General features: G+C 34.3%; 19 protein-coding genes. 10 read left to right on the top strand and 9 right to left on the bottom strand.

The genetic code is table 11. From position 1 onward, the window contains the following. Window positions 1-41: 41 nt before the first annotated feature. The 4 genes from ACM55I_RS08005 to ACM55I_RS07990 all read right to left on the bottom strand — a co-directional run bounded on the left by ACM55I_RS08005 (window position 42) and on the right by ACM55I_RS07990 (window position 2,798). Window positions 42-263, bottom strand: a complete 222-nt coding sequence (locus ACM55I_RS08005) for a DUF2795 domain-containing protein (protein ID WP_007138072.1) — start codon at window positions 261-263, stop codon at window positions 42-44. Between the two features lie 248 nt (window positions 264-511). Further along, the gene (locus tag ACM55I_RS08000) at window positions 512-1,081 is read right to left on the bottom strand and encodes a cob(I)yrinic acid a,c-diamide adenosyltransferase (protein ID WP_416846245.1); all 570 of its coding nucleotides are present in this window, start codon (window positions 1,079-1,081) and stop codon (window positions 512-514) included. Between the two features lie 31 nt (window positions 1,082-1,112). Continuing rightward, window positions 1,113-1,970 (bottom strand): ATP-grasp domain-containing protein, encoded by an 858-nt coding sequence (locus ACM55I_RS07995; RefSeq protein ID WP_416846244.1) that lies wholly within the window; start codon window positions 1,968-1,970, stop codon window positions 1,113-1,115. 141 nt (window positions 1,971-2,111) lie between these two features. Then, window positions 2,112-2,798 (bottom strand): ABC transporter ATP-binding protein, encoded by a 687-nt coding sequence (locus ACM55I_RS07990; RefSeq protein ID WP_416846243.1) that lies wholly within the window; start codon window positions 2,796-2,798, stop codon window positions 2,112-2,114. Between the two features lie 371 nt (window positions 2,799-3,169). Between ACM55I_RS07990 and ACM55I_RS07985 the strand changes: the two genes are divergently transcribed. Then, window positions 3,170-3,844: a hypothetical protein gene (locus ACM55I_RS07985; protein WP_416846242.1), complete on the top strand. Its 675-nt coding sequence runs from the start codon at window positions 3,170-3,172 to the stop codon at window positions 3,842-3,844. Window positions 3,845-3,993: 149 nt separating this feature from the next. Here the strand turns inward: ACM55I_RS07985 and ACM55I_RS07980 are convergent, their stop codons facing one another. Both ACM55I_RS07980 and ACM55I_RS07975 read right to left on the bottom strand, forming a co-directional pair. Continuing rightward, window positions 3,994-4,623 (bottom strand): carbonic anhydrase, encoded by a 630-nt coding sequence (locus ACM55I_RS07980; RefSeq protein WP_416846241.1) that lies wholly within the window; start codon window positions 4,621-4,623, stop codon window positions 3,994-3,996. A gap of 33 nt (window positions 4,624-4,656) precedes the next feature. Beyond that, the gene (locus ACM55I_RS07975) at window positions 4,657-5,436 is read right to left on the bottom strand and encodes an O-methyltransferase (RefSeq protein ID WP_416846284.1); all 780 of its coding nucleotides are present in this window, start codon (window positions 5,434-5,436) and stop codon (window positions 4,657-4,659) included. Between the two features lie 157 nt (window positions 5,437-5,593). On the opposite strand from ACM55I_RS07975, the gene ACM55I_RS07970 reads away from it, so the two are divergent. Both ACM55I_RS07970 and ACM55I_RS07965 read left to right on the top strand, forming a co-directional pair. Beyond that, window positions 5,594-7,144 carry an SDR family NAD(P)-dependent oxidoreductase gene (locus ACM55I_RS07970; protein ID WP_416846240.1) on the top strand — a complete coding sequence of 517 codons (1,551 nt, stop codon included), beginning with the start codon at window positions 5,594-5,596 and terminating at the stop codon, window positions 7,142-7,144. A 195-nt stretch (window positions 7,145-7,339) separates the two neighbouring features. Beyond that, window positions 7,340-7,645, top strand: a complete 306-nt coding sequence (locus ACM55I_RS07965) for a hypothetical protein (protein WP_416846239.1) — start codon at window positions 7,340-7,342, stop codon at window positions 7,643-7,645. A gap of 216 nt (window positions 7,646-7,861) precedes the next feature. On the opposite strand, the gene ACM55I_RS07960 is transcribed toward ACM55I_RS07965, so the two are convergent. After that, a complete protein-coding gene (locus tag ACM55I_RS07960) occupies window positions 7,862-8,146 on the bottom strand; it encodes a hypothetical protein (protein WP_416846238.1) in 285 nt (94 codons plus the stop codon). A 1,089-nt stretch (window positions 8,147-9,235) separates the two neighbouring features. After that, window positions 9,236-11,098: an ABC-F family ATP-binding cassette domain-containing protein gene (locus ACM55I_RS07955; protein ID WP_416846237.1), complete on the bottom strand. Its 1,863-nt coding sequence runs from the start codon at window positions 11,096-11,098 to the stop codon at window positions 9,236-9,238. Between the two features lie 310 nt (window positions 11,099-11,408). Here ACM55I_RS07955 and ACM55I_RS07950 point away from each other — a divergent pair, with 310 nt between their 5' ends. The 4 genes from ACM55I_RS07950 (at window position 11,409) to ACM55I_RS07935 (ending at window position 14,506) form a co-directional block, all read left to right on the top strand. Beyond that, entirely contained in the window at window positions 11,409-11,651 is a 243-nt protein-coding gene (locus ACM55I_RS07950; RefSeq protein WP_416846236.1) for a hypothetical protein, read from the top strand. Beyond that, entirely contained in the window at window positions 11,651-11,941 is a 291-nt protein-coding gene (locus ACM55I_RS07945; RefSeq protein WP_416846235.1) for a type II toxin-antitoxin system RelE/ParE family toxin, read from the top strand. Before ACM55I_RS07950 ends, ACM55I_RS07945 begins: the two co-directional genes overlap by 1 nt. A gap of 3 nt (window positions 11,942-11,944) precedes the next feature. Then, window positions 11,945-13,132: a glycosyltransferase family 2 protein gene (locus ACM55I_RS07940; protein WP_416846234.1), complete on the top strand. Its 1,188-nt coding sequence runs from the start codon at window positions 11,945-11,947 to the stop codon at window positions 13,130-13,132. Window positions 13,133-13,216: 84 nt separating this feature from the next. Further along, a complete protein-coding gene (locus ACM55I_RS07935) occupies window positions 13,217-14,506 on the top strand; it encodes a dihydrolipoamide acetyltransferase family protein (RefSeq protein WP_416846233.1) in 1,290 nt (429 codons plus the stop codon). An 83-nt stretch (window positions 14,507-14,589) separates the two neighbouring features. Here ACM55I_RS07935 and ACM55I_RS07930 read toward each other — a convergent pair whose 3' ends face one another. Then, window positions 14,590-15,828, bottom strand: a complete 1,239-nt coding sequence (locus tag ACM55I_RS07930) for a porin (protein WP_416846232.1) — start codon at window positions 15,826-15,828, stop codon at window positions 14,590-14,592. Between the two features lie 222 nt (window positions 15,829-16,050). Between ACM55I_RS07930 and ACM55I_RS07925 the strand changes: the two genes are divergently transcribed. The 3 genes from ACM55I_RS07925 to ACM55I_RS07915 are packed head-to-tail and all read left to right on the top strand — an operon-like array spanning window position 16,051 to window position 17,832. Continuing rightward, window positions 16,051-16,821, top strand: a complete 771-nt coding sequence (locus tag ACM55I_RS07925) for an exonuclease domain-containing protein (protein ID WP_416846231.1) — start codon at window positions 16,051-16,053, stop codon at window positions 16,819-16,821. Between the two features lie 55 nt (window positions 16,822-16,876). Further along, window positions 16,877-17,488: a fumarylacetoacetate hydrolase family protein gene (locus ACM55I_RS07920; RefSeq protein WP_416846230.1), complete on the top strand. Its 612-nt coding sequence runs from the start codon at window positions 16,877-16,879 to the stop codon at window positions 17,486-17,488. Continuing rightward, entirely contained in the window at window positions 17,488-17,832 is a 345-nt protein-coding gene (locus tag ACM55I_RS07915) for an Hpt domain-containing protein (protein WP_039109508.1), read from the top strand. The genes ACM55I_RS07920 and ACM55I_RS07915 overlap by 1 nt, the downstream gene beginning before the upstream one ends. The last annotated feature ends 82 nt before the right edge of the window (window positions 17,833-17,914 follow it).

Genomic DNA, 17,914 nt, shown 5'->3' with positions numbered 1-17,914 from the left:
CAAAAAAAAGCCTCTTTTGAGACTTTTTCTTGGTTTACTTTTTAATATTCATCCTCATTCCAAAGATAATCTTCGTCTGTAGGATAATCTGGCCAAATTTCTTCCATTGATTCATATATCTCGCCTTCATCTTCTATAGATTGAAGGTTTTCTACTACTTCTAATGGAGCTCCTGCTCTAATAGCGTAGTCAATAAGTTCGTCTTTGTTAGCAGGCCACGGGGCATCACTTAAATAAGATGCTAATTCTAATGTCCAATACATTTGTTGTCGATTTAGTTTTGTGCAAAAATAAATTTTTTACTGAAAAAGACAAGTAAAAAATCATTTATTTTTAGTTAAATTTAAGAACGTCTTTATTGATTGCTGATTTTTGATTTCAGATTAACGATTTTTGATTTTAAAAAATGATGTTTCACGGTTTTAAATCGTTTAGAATCATTTGAATTAAATATAGATTTAACTTTTCAGTAAATCTGAAATCAAAAATCGTTAATCTTCAATCTGAAATCCTACTTCCTTGGAATCCATTGGACTTCGTCAGCGTTCAAATCATGAGACAACTTTCGTGCCAACACAAAAAGATAGTCAGAAAGTCGGTTCAGGTACTTGATTGCAATTTCAGCAACCGGTTCGTTGTGGCTTAAATGGACGGCTAAACGCTCTGCTCTGCGACATACACAACGTGCTATATGACAATATGACACAGTTGTATGTCCGCCAGGAAGCACAAAATGCGTCATAGGAGGCAATGCTTCTTCCATGGCGTCAATTTCGTTTTCCAATAATTCAATGTCGGATTCTATAATTCCTAATTTTTTTAAACGGAGTTCCCCGTTTTTCATCACCTCTTTTTCCGGAGGCGTGGCCAATAGGGCACCAACTGTAAATAATCGATCTTGAATTTCGATAAGGATTTCTTTGTAATGGCTATTCATTTCCTGATCCCGAATCAAACCGATATGAGAATTCAATTCGTCAACAGTGCCATAACTTTCTATACGGGCATGGTCTTTTGAGACTCTGGTTCCACCAAAAAGTGCTGTTGTTCCTTTATCTCCAGTCTTTGTATATACTTTCATCTACCGTTTATTTGATTTTAAAAGAACAAATTTAGGATATTAATTCCACTATTGCTGTTGTAAATCGTTCCAGTGAACCTTTACTGAGATTGAAGTACAAATCGGGTTCTATGCATTCAATTTCCATTACGTACAAATCATTGTCGATTATTATTCCGTCCACTCTGGCATACAGTAAATTCTCTGGGAATGTATCCGTAATTTTTTGTGCTTTTTCAATGAGATCCTGACTTGGTTGAACCAAATTGTATTTTCCTCCAAATTGGGATTGCACTCTAAAATCTCCTTCAACGGGTTTCTTGTTGACACAATGAGAGAATTTTTTATTGAAAAAAATAAAAGAGGTTTCTCCCAATGTTTGAATTTGTGGCATGAATTCCTGTAAAAGCAATTCTTTCTCTGAAGCGATAGTTTTGTATTGTTCGTTTATTTTTGGAATATCTGATCTTTCAAAAACTTCGGTGAGATAGGAACCCGCAGAAAATGCTGGTTTTATAACTGCTTTTTTCCAATGGGAGGGAATGCGTTCTGCAAGATTGAGATTATCTGTTTTATCTATGAAAACTGTTGGAAGAATTGAGATTCCCTGCTTTTCCATTTCACGCAAGTAAAACTTATGTATATTTTGCTTAATTACTTCAATGGGATTAAGCGTTTTAATTCCCAATTTTTCTATTTGGCTAAGCCAAAGGTTAAACTCCGTTTCTTTTTCGAAATAATCCCAAGTATTACGAAAAATTAAATAGTCGAAATCATTCCAATTAATGGTTTTGTCACTCCAAATTACCGCTTTGGCTTCTATGTTATGTTGTGCTAATGCAGGAATTAATTTTTGATCTTCGGGAGTTAAATCAGGAAGTTTTTCACAGGTCAGTAAAGCAATTTTCATTTTGGTTACAGATGTTATTTTGAATTTTAGATGGTATTGATTAGTGGGAATCCCTAGCCCGGATATCAGCGGTATCCTTTTTCTTTTTTCTTTAAAAAGAAAAAGATACAAGCGGATAGCCGGAAGTAGCTCCTGAAAAAACTATTTAGTAGTATCACTTTCTATAAGTCCATCTCTTAAACGGATAATCCTATGGGCGTAAGCCGCAATTTCCTCTTCGTGAGTTACTAAAATCACAGTATTCCCATTGGCGTGAATGTCGCCAAAAAGCTTCATAATCTCCACGGATGTTTTACTGTCTAAATTTCCTGTAGGTTCATCGGCAAGGATGATGGACGGTTTGTTGACCAAAGCACGGGCAATTGCCACACGCTGGCGTTGTCCTCCAGAAAGTTGGTTGGGTTGGTGGTCCATTCTATCGGCAAGATTTACCTGCTCCAATACTTCAGTAGCTCGAGCATTTCTGTCGGATTTAGAAAATCCTGCGTAAATCATGGGTAAAGCCACATTATCTAGTGCAGTTGTTCTTGGTAAAAGGTTAAAAGTCTGGAAAACAAAACCAATTTCTTTATTGCGAATTTCGGCTAATTCATCATCTTTCATCTGGCTGACATCTTTTCCGTTCAGAATATAACTCCCTGAAGTTGGTGTGTCCAAACAACCTAATAAATTCATTAAAGTTGATTTTCCAGATCCTGATGGTCCCATTAATGCGACATATTCCCCTTTATTTATTTGTAAATCAATGCCTTTAAGGACATAAACGATTTCGTTTCCGAGTACAAAATCTCGTTTGATATTAGTTATTTTTATTAACGGGTTCGCCATTGGTATTTTTTATTTTTACCCTTGAGCATTGCTTAGGGAACTATTAAATTAGATTTTAAAAGTACAAAAGACTTTTTAATTATTAATAAGTAGTTATTTTTTTTAAATTGTTACATTTTGGACTCAATTTAAAACAGTAAAATGGTTTGTATAATTGTAATAATTGCTTTTTTACTTTAAATGCTATTTTTAATACACATAATTGCCTTTTTATAGTTTATACTATTTTGGTGATAATTTATATAATTTACATTTTTTTATTTTTTATATCACAATTAATTCGATTTATTTCATAATTTTTTGTTTTTTATTGAATATGCTATAATGCTAATTACATTTGTGGATATAATATTTAATCAAATCAAGTAATTATGAAAAATACAAAATTGTTGTTAGGATTAGCGGTAATCGCTTTAGGATTTACCTCTTGTAAAGATGAAAAAGCAGAACAAGCAGAGAAAACAGTTAACACCTATGTAATGTATGTAGATTCATTAGGTAATGTAGCTGCTAAAGATGCTAAAGAAAATTGGCAAGGTATTGAAGCGACGTATCAAATAAGAAATGGAGAAGCACAGGCGGCTTTGACAAATATGAAAGATAATGCGAAAATGCAAGAACGTCTTGATGCAGCAAATGCTAAATATGAAGCTTTGAAAGCTAAAGTTGAATCTGAAAAAGTAGCGGAACAAAAAGTTACAGCGGTTGCAAATCCAAAACAACAACTAAGAAATACTTTGTTTGGTGAAGGAAAAATAGGGGATGACATGAATTTTGATTGGGTAAATGCAGCTAATATTCATAGAGTTTACCAACAATTTGTACATGCTGTTGAAGACAATAAAGATAAATATTCTCGTGAAGACTGGGATGAAGTTAAATTAATGTACGAAGCATTGGACAGCAGAAAAAATACTGTTGAAAAAGAAGGACTTTCATCTGAAGACAACAGAAAAATTGCTGGTTTAAAATTGAAATTTGCACCAATGTATACATTGAATAGAATGGGAGCAAAATCAGGAGAAATGAAAAGAGCTAAAGAATAAGGAATTACTAATTCAAAGTTAGAAATGACAGTCAGCAATGGCTGTCATTTTTTTTTATGTTTGATTTTTCTAATATTGATTCCAAAAACGATAGCTTGAATTAGAATCTTTTGCTTTACTATTTAAAAAGTTTTTTATAGGAACCGTCATTAAGTTACTATTTTGTAAATTGCTTTAATATCCTTCAATATTTCATCAAAGTCTATTTTCAGGTCAATTAGTGTACCGGTATGGATGTCAAAAATCCATCCATAAACTTTTAAATTGCGTTCGCTGTTCGCTTTTTGAACTTCGGCAGTTTTGATGATATTGATGCATTGTTCCTGCACATTTAATTCTACGAGTTTTTTATATCTTTCTCCCTCATTTGTTATGGAGTTCAGCTCTTTCCTGTGAATTCGGTATACATCACGAATGTTTCTTAGCCAAGGGTTTAAGATGCCCAAATCAGATTGTTGCATGGCCGCATGTACACCACCACAACCATAATGCCCACAAACGACAATATGATTTACTTTTAGATGTACTACTGCATAATTAATAACGGACATGGAGTTAAGGTCCGTATTAGGAACCATATTGGCAATGTTTCGGTGTACAAAAACCTGTCCTGGTTGTAAGCCCATGAGTTCTTCGGCAGAAACACGGCTGTCAGAACAACCAACATAAAGAAATTCAGGTGATTGTCCTTCGGATAGTTTATCAAAATAATTTTCGTCAGATTGAAGTTGTTTGACAATCCAGTTGCGATTATTCTCAAAAATTTGTTTGACGTCCATGAGGTGTTGTTTTGAAGATTAAATGTACAAAATCTAAATCCGAATCACAAAATGTTCTTTGGGCTGTTCTCTTCTAAAAAATACCAATCCCCATTGAAACGTATCAATAGTTACGGTTACTTTTGGATGTTTTTTTATGATTTTCCAAGCTTCTTCCATTTCTGGGGACCAATGAATGTCATCGAAAATCCAAACGGTTTCGTTGGTAATCGTTGGAAGTAATAATTCGAAATATTCAAGTGTGGCTTTTTTGGAGTGATTACCGTCTATATATATTAGATTGAAGATATTAGATATTAGATTTTGGGATTGTAAATATTCGCCGAATTTCGTTATTACTAATTCCACATTATTGATATTGAACTTTTGCAATTGCAATTGACATTGATTGGCTGTTTCCGGACAACCTTCTAAAGTGATTATTTTTGCTTTTAAATTACCTAATGAAAGCGCAGAAGTAGCTAATCCTAATGAAGTGCCAATTTCTAAAATAGATTCCGGCAGTAAATAATTCGTGATTCTAAATAATAATTCGGCACGTTTTGGAGAAATTCCAGCAGTTTTTGCAATCTTGGAAATTACTCTTGTATTCGAGTTGAAAACTTTCGAACCTGCACCGAAATCGGTTACATCAATCGTATTGTTGTTTTCTAAAAGCGATTTTCTGTAATTCTTTAAAACTGCATATTCGGGTTTTGACTTTTTATCATAAAAACATTTTGTCAATAAAGTAAACACAAATGGTGAATGTACAGCATGCTCATTTTTTGAGTGCCAAAGGAATTGTAAGTACGATTTTATTTGGAATAACATAGAAACATTTGCAAAGTAAGCGCGAAGATACGAAAAAGTCATAAAGGAGTGAGAAATGAGTAGGGTAGTGCCTGAATTATTACTACTCACGATTCACTTTAAAGCCTATCTTTGCGCCCTTGTAATTTAGATCAATAATAACACATGTTTTTTTAAGATGATAACATCAGCAATAGAAAATAAGACTGTCATAAGCTCGGAAGAAATTGACCGATGCATCGCTATTTTGGCACAATTGAATACGGATACAGACCAAATATTTGATATCCCAAAAGAACAACGAACAGCCTTAATCAAAGCCGCAGGAATGTTTTCCAGACCAGATCGTGACGAACTTTCCCGAAGAAAAAAGGACGGAAAGCTAGCCATCAAAAGGAAAATGGAAAAGCGGGACAGAACTGCTCGTAAGGAAACCGGAATTCGGCATGCCCGTGAAGCGAGTATTTTTGTGGCACCAAAACTATTGGCGATGAACCATCTCGCTCTCAAAGAACAATTAGAACTGGAAACTCCCAGGAATTGCTATGTATGTAAAACCGAGTTTACTAAAATGCACCACTTTTACGATACCATGTGTACCGATTGTGGTGATTTTAATTATGCCAAACGTTTTCAAACCGCAGATGTAAAAGGACAAGTTGCCGTTATTACGGGCTCTCGCCTAAAAATAGGATACCACATCACTTTAATGTTGCTGCGTGGCGGAGCAACGGTTATTGCTACGACTCGTTTTCCGGTGGATTCTGCCTTGCGTTTTTCTAAGGAAGATGATTTCATGGATTGGGGACATCGCTTGAAAATTCATGGATTGGATTTGCGACACATTCCCAGTGTGGAAATTTTTTGCAATTTCATAGAGCAAAAATACGATCGATTGGATATCTTGATTAATAATGCGGCACAAACGGTGCGGCGTCCCGCCGGATTCTATGCGCATTTAATGGAAAACGAAGCACTTTCCGTTACCGCTTTACCTCTACAAGCGCAACAATTATTATTGGATCATACCAATTGTCTGGAAGAATTAAAAGTATTGACAGCAGGAGTTTCTTCGAATCAAAATATGCCAGTGACTTGGCACGGACCGGAACCTGGAATTGGGTTGCGGGCTTCCGCCAAATTATCACAGATTCCATATTCTTTTGATAATGCGCTCGTGGCAAATGAAGTTTTCCCGGAAGGAGAACTCGATGCCGATTTACAGCAAGTAGATTTAAGAAAAACCAACAGCTGGCGTTTGCGTTTGGGACAAATAGAAACCACAGAGATGATTGAAGTACAATTGGTAAATTCAGTCGCGCCTTTTGTATTGTGTAACCGCCTTTCGGAAGTGATGAAAAAAGAGAACACCGGACAAAAACACATTATTAATGTTTCAGCTATGGAAGGGAAGTTTCATCGCTTTTTCAAGGAAGACCGCCATCCGCATACCAATATGGCTAAAGCCGCTTTGAATATGCTGACGCACACTTCTTCGGGAACTTTGGCGAAAGACGGAATTTTTATGAATGCGGTAGATACGGGTTGGGTTACGGATGAAGATCCTGCAGAATTAGCCAAAAGAAAACAGGAAGAAGAAGATTTCCAACCGCCATTAGACATTGTGGATGGTGCTGCACGGGTTATGGATCCACTATTTGACGGAATTAATACAGGAAAACACTGGTGCGGAAAATTCTTGAAAGATTACAATCCGATTCCTTGGTAAAAGCCATAAGTTTTATGAAATTTTTTGAGCTTTAAATTAGGTGCAAAACCATTTTAGTAGTTAATTTTGTTGTAAATTAATAATCTAGTGGCTATTATTGTGCAGTTTTCTTTATATTAGTATCTTTAATATAGAATTCAATAAATATAAAATTTAAAAACGATCTAATTTAACCACATTTTAATTTTAAATACTATGGTAATAGAGTATCAAGGGAAGCAAAACGGAATTCCGACAAAATTTACTGTAAGAATCATCGGAAATAATATATCGAAAACGAGTTCGAATTACCAAATTGATTTATTGGTAGGAGACAAAAAATTGCCAACTTTTAAGACCTTAATCCATAAGAGTTTGGCTAATTGTCTGAAAGAAATTTACTTGTTCCGTAAATACAATGGTATCGAGTTTGATGCTTCTTCTGAAATAGTAGCGCCTAAAGTGACCCTTTACGATTCGATTTTATATAATTATCATAAGAAGACCTTGTTTTTGGCGTAAGCCATTACAAAGGCTAGGAGTTTATAAATGAAAACCACAACAGAATTAGATTTTGTTGTGGTTTTCATTTATAAACCCGTGGCTCATTGTTATGAGCGCAAAGTCAGAGACATTTGTGCAACTTAACCAAGAACTATTGTATATTTCGAAGAGCGTATTTTATGTTGTTTTATTTTTGTGTACAGATTATAAATTCTGGCAATCATGATTTACGGTCTATGTTCCAGCGAACGGTGTCCCGAAAAGACCGACTGCAAGTTCTGTCCAAATGAGGAGAAGCGCTGCCAGAATAACTGTACAGAGAATGATTCGGTGATAGGTTTTTTTTACCTTTCTCATTACAAGTTCACAAATAAGACCAGTACCGAGCAATAGAACACCTGCGACCACAAAATCGGCCAGGTTCCAGTTTACTTCTTTTGTAAATAGTATCGCTAATAATGGGATGATTAATAAAAAACACACTATGAGCACAATGCCAACAAGTCTTTTGTTTTTCATAATCATAAATTTTCAGGTTTACATATTAATTTGGTTGTATATATTCTGAAAGTGAGCCTTCAATATTTATTAAGGCTCACTCGCAGGGTTTTATTATACAAATAAATAAAGCTTTGAAAAAAAAGTACTTTCTATTTAAAAATTATTTTGATCATATGTAATATTTATTAAAAAAAAATATTGTTAGAAAAACCTGAGATTATAATCCTATTTGTTTGGTAAATCGTACTAAATTTATAAATAAAAATTACAACGGAATTGAATTTTACCGTGGTTTTTACTGTACAGCTAAACTATCAATTTTTTAAATTTAGTTTCTGTATTATTTTAAAATATTTAGTACGAGTTAAAGTTGGTTTTGTAGCAAATAAGGCGCTAATGCTTACGCTAAAGAATAATAACTGTTATTTGTCCTTAGGGGACTGAAGTGCAAATGCAAATCCTAAGCCAAATAATATTGTTATTAGTGCTGCTAAATATGGGATAAAATCAGACATCTTTATTGTTTTGTATAAGTTTTAAATAAATGCCGAATGCTAATATGGAAGGGACCCAAATTCCAATAAAGATTGCTTGCTCTTTATTTCCCTGAAAGTATAAAATTTCTGAGAAAATTAACGAAAGGAAAGCTGCTATAAATAGCAACTTATCAGATAATGTAAATTTTTTTAACATTTTTGTTGATTTAAAATTATTTTTTAATAAAATTATTAAGTAAATCTATAAACATAAAGTGAGATTTGTTTGTTTATAGTGTTGTTTTATAAAATTATTAAGTATTGTTTAGCGGGTAGGTTTTTTAAAAATAATAAATAGAGTATAGATTATAAATTGAAATTTATGAGAAAGAGCACCACATCTTGTTTCTATTTACTTATTTTTATGGGAATAAAAGAAAAGAATAAAACTAAAAAATATTAGTTTGGAAAATTATTTAAAAATTACAGTCGTATTTTGTTGGTAAACACTTTAATCTTGAAAAATAGAAAACCACAACAGAAATTAAATTCTGTTGTGGTTTTTATTTGAAATGCTATTTGTAAAGTTTATTGTTTAAACACTGTAAACTGCGACTGAACACTGAATACTCTATCCTTCTATCTTAGCCGAAAGCTCAAACCATCGTTCTTCTTTCTCTTCAATTTTATTGATGATATTTTTCAATTCATTAGCTTTCTTTTCAATATCGCCTTCGGCAATTTTTCCGTCGGAGAATAATTGCTCGATAGTTGTTTTCTGAATCTCTAAATCCTTGATTTCTCGTTCCGTTTTTTGGAATTCTTTTTGCTCGTTGAACGTCAGGTTTCCGGTTGGATTGTTTTGTTTCCAGTCTTTTTTGTCCGCTTTGTTTTCTTCTTTTTGGGCAACATCAGCACTGTCTTCATAGGCTCTGAAATCAGAATAGTTTCCAGGGAAATCTTCTACAACACCATCACCTCTAAAAATGAATAAGTGATCCACAATTTTATCCATGAAATATCGGTCGTGAGAAACCACAACTAAGCAACCTGGATAATCCAAAAGGAAACTTTCCAAAACATTCAGCGTCACAATATCCAAATCATTGGTCGGCTCATCCAGAATCAAGAAATTTGGATTCTGAATCAAAACCGTACACAAGTACAAACGTTTCAATTCACCACCGCTCAGTCTATCGACAAAATCGTATTGTTTTTTAGAATCAAATAAGAAACGTTCCAATAATTGAGAAGCCGAAATCAATTTCCCTTTCATCAAAGGAATAAATTCTCCGTATTCCTTAATGACATCAATCACACGCTGACCCGGTTTTGGGTTAATTCCGCTTTGGGTATAGTAACCTACTTTTATCGTTTCACCAATCACTACTTTTCCTCCATCAAGCGGTAATGTTCCAGTCAATAAATTCAAGAAAGTCGATTTTCCAGTTCCATTTTTTCCAATGATTCCAATGCGTTCGCCACGTTGAAAATCAAAACTGAAATTATCCATGATCACATGGTCTTTGAATTTTTTGGAGATTTTGTGAAGCTCGATAATCTTGCTTCCCATGCGTTCCATGTTAATTTCAAGCTCTACTTTATTTTCACGACGGCGACTTTGCGCTTTTTCCTTGATGTCATAAAAATCATCCTGACGCGATTTCGATTTTGTCGTTCTTGCTTTTGGTTGACGACGCATCCATTCCAATTCTTTTACAAAAAGGTTTTGCGCTTTATCCACACTCGAATTCTCGGATGCGATGCGTTCCTCTTTTTTTTCTAAATAATAAGAGTAATTTCCTTTGTATTGGTATAATTTACCGTTGTCTAATTCGATGATTTCGTTACAAACGCGTTCCAAAAAGAAACGGTCGTGCGTAACCATAAACAGCGTAATGTTTTCTTTTGTAAAATAACTTTCTAGCCATTCAATCATCTCTAAATCCAAGTGATTCGTAGGTTCATCTAAAATCAATAAATCTGGACGATTAATCAAAATGATAGCTAAAGAAAGCCTTTTTTTCTGTCCACCAGAAAGATTCTTCACTTTTAGTTTGAAATCTTCCAATTTCAGTTTGAACAAAATTTGCTTGTATTGCGTTTCAAAATCCCACGCATTGTGCTGATCCATTCCATCAAAAGCTTTTTGGTATGCTTCTTCGTCCTCCGGATTTTCTAATGCTTTTTCATAGGCTTCAATCACTTTCAAAGTCTCATTATCCGAAGCGAAAATGCTTTCTTCAATCGTCAATTCGTCTTGCAAGTTGTTATTTTGCGAAAGGAAAGCCATTTTTATGCCTTTTCTCAAAACAACTTGCCCCGTATCTGGTTCTTCAAGACCATTAATAATACTCATGATAGTAGTCTTTCCAGAACCATTTTTGGCTATGAAAGCAATTTTTTGGTCTTTATTGATTCCAAAAGAAATGTTTTCAAAAAGCGTTCTTTCTCCAAAAGATTTCGAGATATTTTCGACAGATAAGTAATTCACTTTGTAGGGTATGAGTTATAAATTATAAGGTATGAATTCGTTGCGAAACATAACTTTTTTGCAAAAGTAATTCATTTACACCAAGTTTCAAGTTTTTGTGGTTCAAGTAATGTTAAAACTAAAAATTTAGACTAGTTTTTAGGAGCGAATGATCTGGTTTTATTTGGAGACATCGTTCCCGCTGTCATTCTAATCTTTTTGTTCTTAAAGAAAGAACAAAAAGGATTTTCCCTTCCATCGGGGCTAATAAGAAACATGTTTTTTGATTTCAATAAAATAACGTAAATTTGAGTAGTTAAAAATTTGTATCATGAAAACGGAGACTTTAAAAATCAACATCACGCAAAGAATTTTGAATATTAACGATTTTAAAATTCTTAGTAAAATAGCGAAACTTCTTGATGAAGAAAACAGTGTTGGTTATGATATGGATGGAAACCCAATTTCCGAAAAAGAATATACTAAGGACATTCATGAGGCTTTGCATCAATTGAATGAAGGGAAGTTAGAAACGTATTCGAGCGAAGAAGTCAGAAAAAAAATTTTAGGTTAATGAAAGTGCTTTGGAGTAAAAAAGCATCAAATGAACTAGAAGCTATTTATAAGTACATTAAAACTGAAAGTCCTCAAAATGCCGTTTTGGTATTTAATAAAATTTATGATTTGGCAAATTCTCTACCAAACTTTCCCTATAAATTTCCGATTGAGCCAATAATCAATATTGAAAAAGTTAGATTTGCAACCATTTGGAGTTTTAAAATTATCTATTCTGTCGAGAAAGAAAGTATTGTGATTTTGAGAGTTTTCAACACGAAAGAAAATCCCATACAACTAAAACAATAAACTTTGCAGCTATCCGTCATCATCCTCAATTACAACGTTCGGTATTTTCTAGAGCTCTGTGTTTTAAGCGTCCAAAATGCTTTAGAAACAATTGACGGCGAAATCATTGTAATCGATAATAATTCCCAAGATGACAGTTGTGAAATGATGAAAAAGCGTTTTCCAAACGTTAAACTCATTCAAAACAAGGAGAATTTAGGTTTCCCAAAAGGCAATAATATAGGAGTGGCTCAAGCTCAAGGCGAATACGTTTGCATTCTCAATCCAGATACCGTTGTTGCCGAAGATACGTTTGTAAAAATTTTAAATTTTGTCACTTCGAGCGCAGTCGAGAAGAATAATTTAGGAGTTGTTGGCTGTAAACTCATTGATGGAGCCGGTAATTTTCTGCCGGAAAGTAAACGCGGCGTTCCAACACCTTGGGTTGCTTTTACCAAAATTGTGGGTTTGTACAAATTGTTTTCCAAGTCAGAAACATTTGGGAAATACTATGCGCAGCATTTAAGGGAAAACGAAACGGGGGAAATCGATATTCTCGTAGGTGCTTTTATGTTCATGAAACGGGATTTGTATCTTGAAGTAGGCGGATTTGATGAAGATTGTTTTATGTATTCAGATGATATTGATTTGTCTTATCGGATGTTGCAAAAAGGAAAATCGAATTACTATTTCCATGAAACCACTGTAATCCATTATAAAGGAGAAAGTACAATTAAGGATGAAACCTATATGAAACGCTTTCAGGAAGCGATGCATTTCTTTTATAAAAAGCATTTTCGTACATCCATATTGTTCACCCTTTTTATGAAAGTAGGAATTGTCTTTTTTTCTTTTGTAAAAATGTTTCAAGGGAAATCTACAATAAAAAGGACTCCAAAATCATATCTATTGTATTCGGCTAACCAAAAATTAGCCGATAAGCTCCGTTTAGTTTTGCAAAAAAAAGTTTCATTTCATGATTTAAAAACAGAAAAAATGGTAATTTCGTGTTCGCTAAGAAGCGGGAATGGAACCGAAATTATTTTGGATAACGAATTCGTTTCTTTCAAAGAAAGTATCGCAATTCTCGAATCTTCAAGGAATAAGTCCCGAAGCGTCGGGATTACTTTTAAGATTTTACCAAAAAACGCTAATTTTTTAATTGGAAGTAATAATAGTAACGAAAGAGGTGAGATTATAAAAATAGAGTGAAAAATTACATTAAATGTAATTTATATTTAAAATATTTAGTAATTTCGCAAACTGAAAATCAAAATCACCTTTTAGGTTAACAATATGGCAAGATTTGAATTAAAGCTTCCGAAAATGGGAGAAAGCGTTGCAGAAGCGACCATTACAAATTGGTTGAAACAAGTTGGAGACAAAATTGAAGCCGATGAAGCGGTACTTGAAATTGCTACTGATAAAGTCGATAGCGAAGTGCCAAGTGAAGTTTCGGGTGTTTTAGTGGAACAATTGTTTGGTAAAGATGATTTGGTTCAAGTAGGGCAAACCATCGCCATTATTGAAACCGATGGAGCAGCTATTGCGGAAATCGTTCAAGAAATTGCAGCTCCGGTTGCCGTTGCGGCAATTGAAAAAACAGTTGATGTAGCTAAAGAAGCGGTTGCTGTTCCTGCAGATTTCTCAAATTCTGAAAAATTCTTGTCGCCTTTGGTTAAAAATATAGCCAAAGAAGAAGGCGTTACTGTTGCCGAATTAGAATCGATTTCAGGAACTGGAAAAGATGGAAGAGTTACTAAAAATGATATTTTAGAGTACGTAAAAGATAGAACAAGCCGGCCTGTAGTTGCGGCAGTTCAAAAAATAATTTCAGCCCCAGTTACTCAAAAAGCAGCTCCGATATCTTTAAGTGGTGGCGATGAAATTATAGAAATGGACAGAATGCGCAAGCTAATTGCGGGTTATATGGTCGCTTCGGTACAAACATCAGCTCACGTACAATCATTCATTGAAGTCGATGTGACGAATATTGTAAAATGGAGAGAAAAAAATAAAATTGCTTTCGAAAAAAGAGAAGGAGAGAAGTTGACGTATACTCCAATTTTCATGGAAGCAGTTGCAAAAGCACTGAAAGATTTCCCAGGAATGAATATTTCTGTAGATGGTGATTTTATCATCAAGAGGAAAAATATCAATCTTGGCATGGCGGCTTCATTACCTAATGGAAACTTAATTGTTCCTGTTATTAAAAATGCAGATCAATTGAATTTGGTTGGAATGGCCAAAGCGGTCAATGATTTAGGAGGCCGTGCAAAAGCAGGGAAATTAAAACCAGACGATACGCAAGGAGGAACTTATACGGTTACGAATGTAGGGACTTTTGGAAGTGTTTTTGGTACACCAATAATCAATCAGCCGCAAGTAGGGATTTTAGCGCTTGGAGCAATCCGTAAAATGCCAGCGGTAATCGAAACTCCAGAAGGAGATTTTATCGGTATTCGCCAGAAAATGTTCTTGTCGCACAGTTACGATCATAGAGTTGTAGATGGCGCATTAGGAGGTAGTTTTGTAAAACGAGTAGCGGAATATCTAGAAGCTTTCGATATAGACAGAGCTTTTTAAACGAAAATAAAAAATAACAATAAATTCCGACTTGAATTATTCAGTCGGAATTTATTGTTTCTAATAATGTACAGAAAGCTTTTTTAAAAGCTCAATTGAACTTGTAAGCGGAGTAGATTGCCTTTTTGATGGTTGTCAAGTTTTACGGCATCCTCATATCTCCTGTTAGCGATCGTATAATCGGCAACGATTTCCAAGTTTTTAAAGAACTGCCATTCAAAACCCATCTCTAAATCATTTACAGAATAGCTTCGGGCGTCTAATTCATGTTTTTTGCCACCGCGATACATTTGGTATTTTACAAAAGGTAAAAGGGTCTGTTTTTTCAGGTCTATTTTGTAAAAAACCTGCGCATAACCACCGTATAATTTCTTTTGTTCAATGGTGTTATTGTGAGTATTAAATTCAGGGCCGGTACCAATATTATACTCCGCTTGAAAACCAAATGGTTTAGGATAAAGAACAATACTCGCGGCCACACGTTGGTCTAAATATTCAGCATCCCTTTTTGTAATTACAGTACTGGATATTGAATTGACTACGTATTTTCCCGTATATCCCTGTAAGCCCAATTCAAGAATTTGGTTTCTGTTCAGTTCAAATGGGTACGATACACGGGCAACGATATGTTTGTTTTTATTGGCTTCGGGTCTATTGGCTGTTTGTCCATTGTAAACTCCTAATCCAAAAACACCATAATCTCCTGTTCCTTTGAGTCCGTCTTTTACTAATTTTGCAAACAACGCTCTTTTTTTGGCGGGAGCCCAATAGAATAGTATTCCTAAATCACGTTCGTTAGCAACGGCGCTGTTTAGTGCGTCGTTACGGTCCAATGTCAATCGGTTTTGACTGGATTGTAAGTTTTCAAAACCATAGGGTATTTTACTTTGCCCTATTCGGATTCGGTATTCTTTTTTGGAATCAAGAGACACATCAAAATAAGCATCTCTAATTTGTAAAATATTATTGGTGGATGAAGCCGATGAGGCAAAATCAGGTTGGATGTAGATATAGAGATGGTCGTTTATATCACCAGAAAGTACAATACGGCCTCGTCTTAAAGAAAAGCCATTGTTGTCTCCTCCCCATGTTTTATCGCACTGTTCACAGCCCAAATCTGGATTGGTTTCTAATAATCCATTGTATCGCACTTGTATGTACCCTCTCAAACTAATGTTTTCAAACCATTTTTTTTGAATGCCAAGAAATTCTTTTGTTTCTTCTTTTTTAGGAATACTGTCCGTTTTTGAATCTAAAGTCTGGGAGTTTGTAGTATAAATTGTAATTATACAACCAATAACAGCAATTATTGATTTCTTCATTTTTATGTAAGTATTATTTTTTTGCAAACTTATAGTTATTAATTATCGCGTATATTAAGAGAATGTTACCATTATTAAATATTGATAATTATCAGTTTTAGGAATTTTGTTTGGAGAGCGATATTGAATAGAAAATAAAAAGTAGATTCTAATAATGAAATTGCTTCAGTCAATTTGATATTGATTTCAAACACTTATATTTGTACCAAGACAAATAAAGACATGGAATTAAAGTTAAGCAAGCCAATTTGCTTTTTCGATCTTGAAACCACAGGAATTGATATCGGAAAAGATAGAATTGTAGAAATCTCAATATTTAAAGTTTTTCCAAACGGAAATAAAGAAAGTAAAACGTGGTTAGTGAATCCAACGATTCCTATTCCGCCTCAAACAACAGCTGTTCATGGAATCACTGATGAAAAAGTAGCCAATGAACCTACTTTTAATGAATTAGCGGCACAGGTTTACAATATGATTAAAGACAGTGATTTAGCTGGGTTTAATTCAGATCGTTTTGATATTCCGTTATTGGCTGAAGAAATGTTAAGAGCTGGAGTAGATTTTGATATGAAAGGCAGAGTTTCAGTAGATGTGCAAACCGTTTTTCATAAAATGGAAGAACGAACATTGGGGGCAGCACATAAATTTTATTGTGGAAAAACACTTGAAAATGCGCATTCTGCCGAAGCAGATACCATGGCGACTTACGAAATATTAAAAGCGCAACTGGACCGTTATCCTGACTTGGAAAACGACATGAAATCATTATCGGAATTTACTACAAGAAAGAGAATTGCTGATTTTGCCGGAATGATTGCTTTTGATAAAGACAATGAGGAAATTTTTGCTTTTGGAAAACACAAAGGAGTGAAAGTCGATAAAATTCTGGAAACTGAGCCAGGTTATTTCAGTTGGATGCAAAATGCTGATTTTCCTTTGTACACTAAGAAAGTCTTAACGGCAATTAAACTTCGAAAGCTAAATACTAAATAAGTATTGGGCGAAAGGTATTCCCAAAAACTACAATCTAACACCCAAAACACAAGTTATGAAAATAATCTGCATTGGTAGAAATTACACGAATCACATAGAGGAGTTGCATAACGAAAGACCTACTGAACCAGTGGTTTTTATGAAACCGGATTCGGCTATTTTATTAAAACAGCATCCATTTGTAATTCCAGAATTTTCGGAAGATATTCATCACGAAATTGAAATTATTGTCAAAATCAGTAAAGTTGGGAAATACATTGAACCTAAGTTTGCGCATAAATATTATGACGAAATTAGTGTAGGAATCGATTTTACCGCTCGTGATTTGCAAGATGAATTAAAAGCGAAAGGGTTGCCTTGGGAAAAAGCGAAAGCATTTGACGGTTCGGCGGTTATAGGAGAATTTTTACCTAAAAATCAATTTAGTTCATTAGAAAATATTACTTTTGAATTAACCAACAACAATAAAACGGTGCAAATCAGTAATTCCAGTCATATGTTGTGGAAAATTGACGAACTTATTTCTTATGTTTCTCAGTATTTCACCTTAAAAATTGGGGATATTATTTTTACGGGAACTCCTGAAGGGGTGGCTGCTGTAAAGCCGGATGACGTTTTGGAAGGATTTTTAGAAGGACAACAACTATTTAGAATACAAGTGAAATAATGGCTATAAATTACAACCTTTCAAAAGTGTACGCACTTTCAGACAACGATCCAGAATTTGTAAATGAAATTTTGACTTTGTTTGTTACTGAAGTTCCAGACGATTTATTGCAAATCAAAGAAGGAATAAAAAAGAAAGACCATAAACACGCATATTCCTATGCACACAAGATAAAGCCAACTCTGGATTTAATGGGCTTAAACGTGGCTTTCGAAGAGATTCTTCAAATCGAAGCCTGGACTAAAGGCGAAGGTAAAAAGAAAGATATCAAAGAAACTTTTAAGAGCGTTAAAAATCAAGTCAATGATGCTATCAAAGAAATAAAAAAAGACTTTGATTTGTAAAATTTGGGCGTGACCCGCTGAAAAAATGGGTTAGATTATCCGTTACAAACGAAGTTTAATGAATTCTTTAAAAATAATTATT

Origin of the sequence: Flavobacterium algoris (assembly GCF_048158525.1) — a bacterium.
Taxonomy (GTDB): Bacteria; Bacteroidota; Bacteroidia; order Flavobacteriales; family Flavobacteriaceae; genus Flavobacterium; species Flavobacterium algoris.
The sequence above is the reverse complement of the archived record's forward strand: the minus strand, read 5'-3'. Positions and strand labels throughout refer to the sequence as shown.

What these genes read in the sequence shown, in the direction of transcription:
- ACM55I_RS08005 (WP_007138072.1), bottom strand. Translation starts at nt 263, where the DNA reads ATGTATTGGACATTAGAATTAGCATCTTATTTAAGTGATGCCCCGTGG.
- ACM55I_RS08000 (WP_416846245.1), bottom strand. Translation starts at nt 1,081, where the DNA reads ATGAAAGTATATACAAAGACTGGAGATAAAGGAACAACAGCACTTTTT.
- ACM55I_RS07995 (WP_416846244.1), bottom strand. Translation starts at nt 1,970, where the DNA reads ATGAAAATTGCTTTACTGACCTGTGAAAAACTTCCTGATTTAACTCCC.
- ACM55I_RS07990 (WP_416846243.1), bottom strand. Translation starts at nt 2,798, where the DNA reads ATGGCGAACCCGTTAATAAAAATAACTAATATCAAACGAGATTTTGTA.
- ACM55I_RS07985 (WP_416846242.1), top strand. Translation starts at nt 3,170, where the DNA reads ATGAAAAATACAAAATTGTTGTTAGGATTAGCGGTAATCGCTTTAGGA.
- ACM55I_RS07980 (WP_416846241.1), bottom strand. Translation starts at nt 4,623, where the DNA reads ATGGACGTCAAACAAATTTTTGAGAATAATCGCAACTGGATTGTCAAA.
- ACM55I_RS07975 (WP_416846284.1), bottom strand. Translation starts at nt 5,436, where the DNA reads ATGTTATTCCAAATAAAATCGTACTTACAATTCCTTTGGCACTCAAAA.
- ACM55I_RS07970 (WP_416846240.1), top strand. Translation starts at nt 5,594, where the DNA reads ATGATAACATCAGCAATAGAAAATAAGACTGTCATAAGCTCGGAAGAA.
- ACM55I_RS07965 (WP_416846239.1), top strand. Translation starts at nt 7,340, where the DNA reads ATGGTAATAGAGTATCAAGGGAAGCAAAACGGAATTCCGACAAAATTT.
- ACM55I_RS07960 (WP_416846238.1), bottom strand. Translation starts at nt 8,146, where the DNA reads ATGAAAAACAAAAGACTTGTTGGCATTGTGCTCATAGTGTGTTTTTTA.
- ACM55I_RS07950 (WP_416846236.1), top strand. Translation starts at nt 11,409, where the DNA reads ATGAAAACGGAGACTTTAAAAATCAACATCACGCAAAGAATTTTGAAT.
- ACM55I_RS07945 (WP_416846235.1), top strand. Translation starts at nt 11,651, where the DNA reads ATGAAAGTGCTTTGGAGTAAAAAAGCATCAAATGAACTAGAAGCTATT.
- ACM55I_RS07935 (WP_416846233.1), top strand. Translation starts at nt 13,217, where the DNA reads ATGGCAAGATTTGAATTAAAGCTTCCGAAAATGGGAGAAAGCGTTGCA.
- ACM55I_RS07930 (WP_416846232.1), bottom strand. Translation starts at nt 15,828, where the DNA reads ATGAAGAAATCAATAATTGCTGTTATTGGTTGTATAATTACAATTTAT.
- ACM55I_RS07925 (WP_416846231.1), top strand. Translation starts at nt 16,051, where the DNA reads ATGGAATTAAAGTTAAGCAAGCCAATTTGCTTTTTCGATCTTGAAACC.
- ACM55I_RS07920 (WP_416846230.1), top strand. Translation starts at nt 16,877, where the DNA reads ATGAAAATAATCTGCATTGGTAGAAATTACACGAATCACATAGAGGAG.
- ACM55I_RS07915 (WP_039109508.1), top strand. Translation starts at nt 17,488, where the DNA reads ATGGCTATAAATTACAACCTTTCAAAAGTGTACGCACTTTCAGACAAC.